Annotated in this window: 2 protein-coding genes; one reads left to right on the plus strand and one right to left on the minus strand. The window is 46.8% G+C overall.

The features are described from left to right. Positions 1-1855: ribonucleoside triphosphate reductase (locus Q0257_RS03195; RefSeq protein ID WP_298021458.1), on the minus strand; the 1855-nt coding region annotated here is incomplete at its 3' end. 171 nt (positions 1856-2026) lie between these two features. Here Q0257_RS03195 and Q0257_RS03200 point away from each other — a divergent pair. Beyond that, positions 2027-2234: hypothetical protein (locus Q0257_RS03200; protein ID WP_298021460.1), on the plus strand; the 208-nt coding region annotated here is incomplete at its 3' end.

Below are 2234 nucleotides of genomic sequence, written 5' to 3' on the forward strand. Positions count from 1 at the left end.
CCTGCATCGCCAGCGCCTCAAACGGATCGCTTCCGAAATTTGCCGGAAGCTGCGTAGAGTTGGTGTAGTATATGTTCTTATCAAATCCCGCTTGGATGATATCTGAGTAGCGTTTCTTATCCTCTTTGGCGAAGCGATACGTAGTTCCCTCGGCAGGCGTAGCTTCGAGATTGTATAGGTTGCCCGTCTGCTCCTGAAACGAGCGGATCTTCTCGCGCAGATACTCAACCATTTTAAGGGCAAATTTACGTCCGAATTCCGTCGTAATATCCTCTTTATTTCCGCTAAAATTTCGGATCATCTCGTTTGCGCCGTTGATACCGATGGTGCTGAAATGGTTGTTAAAGCCCGGCAGATAGCGCTTCGTGTATGGATACAAACCGCGCTCAAACATCTCGGTTACGAATTTTCGCTTCTTCTCAAGCGTCGATTTTGCAAGCTCTAAAAGCTCGTCCAGCCTCGCATACAGCGCTTCTTCGTTATTTTTATATAGATAGCCTAGGCGGGCTAAATTTATCGTTACGACGCCGATACTTCCCGTCATCTCCGCGCTTCCGAAAAGTCCTCCGCCGCGCTTAAGAAGCTCGCGCAGATCAAGCTGCAAGCGGCAGCACATCGAGCGCACAGCGCCAGGCTTATACGCCTTTGGATTGGGTACGCGCTCGCCCTTTTCGTTCGTGATATATTGCGAGCCGATAAAATTTTGAAAATAGCTAGAGCCTACCTTGGCGGTGTTTTCAAATACCGCGTCGGCCGCAGGGGTATCCCAATCAAACTCTTCCGTTAAATTTACCGTAGGAATCGGGAAGGTAAAGGGCTGACCGCACTTATCGCCCGTAGTTAAAACCTCGTAAAACGCGATCACGATGCGGTTCATCTCGGGCTCGAAATCGCCGTAAGTCAAAGCCTCAAGCGAGTCCTTGCCGCGCCTTTTAGCCTCTGCCAAAAGCTCTTCGTCGTGTAAATTTTTAAATAGATGCTCGTTATTATGCGTAGGAATCTGCGTTTTTAGATCATCCGGGCAGGTCATATCGATGGTGACGTTGGTAAACGGGCTCTGACCCCAGCGCGCCGGGACGTTTAGGTTGAACACGAAGCTCGTGATCGCCTTTTTGACCTCATCGTCGCTTAATTTGTCGCGAAAAACGTATGGCGCCAAATACGTGTCAAAGCTGCTAAACGCCTGTGCGCCGGCCCACTCGCTTTGTAAAATTCCAAGGAAATTTGCCATCTGATACAGCGCTTCGCGGAAATGCTTCGGCGCCTTGCTCTCGACCCTGCCGCGCACGCCGTTAAAACCCTCGTTTAGAAGCACGCGCAAGCTCCAGCCCGCGCAATACGCCGTAAGGCAGTCCAGATCGTGGATATGATAGTCGCCGTTTCGGTGCGCCGCGCCCTCCTCGCGAGAGTAAATTTTATCTAGCCAGTAGTTTGCAATGACCTTGCCGGCGGTGTTATTAATAAGGCCTGCGTTTGAGTAGCTGGTATTGGAATTTGCTAAAATTCGCCAATCCTGCTTGCTGATGTATTCATTGACCGTCTGGGTGCAGTTGATATAGGTCGTATCCTCTTCAAGCCCCAAAATATGCTCACGCTGCATCTTGTGTGTGTGGCGATAGATCATAAAGCTTTTCAAAACGGCGAAATCGCCCGCTTCGAAGAGTTTTTTCTCGATGAGATCCTGAATATCTTCGACACTTAATTTGTCTTTAAAAACGATCGCGCTCATTACATTATCAAAGACTTTTTCGTCAAACTCGCTACCCACGCTTTTATAGGCTTTTTTGATAGCATCTTTTATTTTGTAGGATTGAAATTCTTGAAAACTTCCGTCTCTTTTAATGATTTTTTTCATAAGCACCCCGAGAATTTTCTGAATAAATTGGCAGAAAGTATATCAAGGAATCTTTAACTCAAAATTAAAGGAACGAGCGGAATATCCGTTACAAATTTTGCTTATAAAAAACGAAATTTAACCAAATCTCGCTATAATCGCGGAGTTTATTTTATAAAATTTGGAAATGCTATGAAGAATTTTAAGATAAGTTTTTTCGTGATTTTACTATGTGTCTTTTTAGCAGGCTGCGCTGCGCTTAAAGGCTCCAAAAGTGCGGATAATTCGGCGCTTGCCGGAGGCATAGATCACGCAGGATATCCAAACGCATATCTGGAGCGCATTGCAGGCGAAAGCATCGCCGATCTGCTCTCAAAGCGCATAGTCGGCAAAAAAGGCG

This window comes from uncultured Campylobacter sp. (assembly GCF_938018035.1).
Taxonomy (GTDB): Bacteria; Campylobacterota; Campylobacteria; order Campylobacterales; family Campylobacteraceae; genus Campylobacter_B.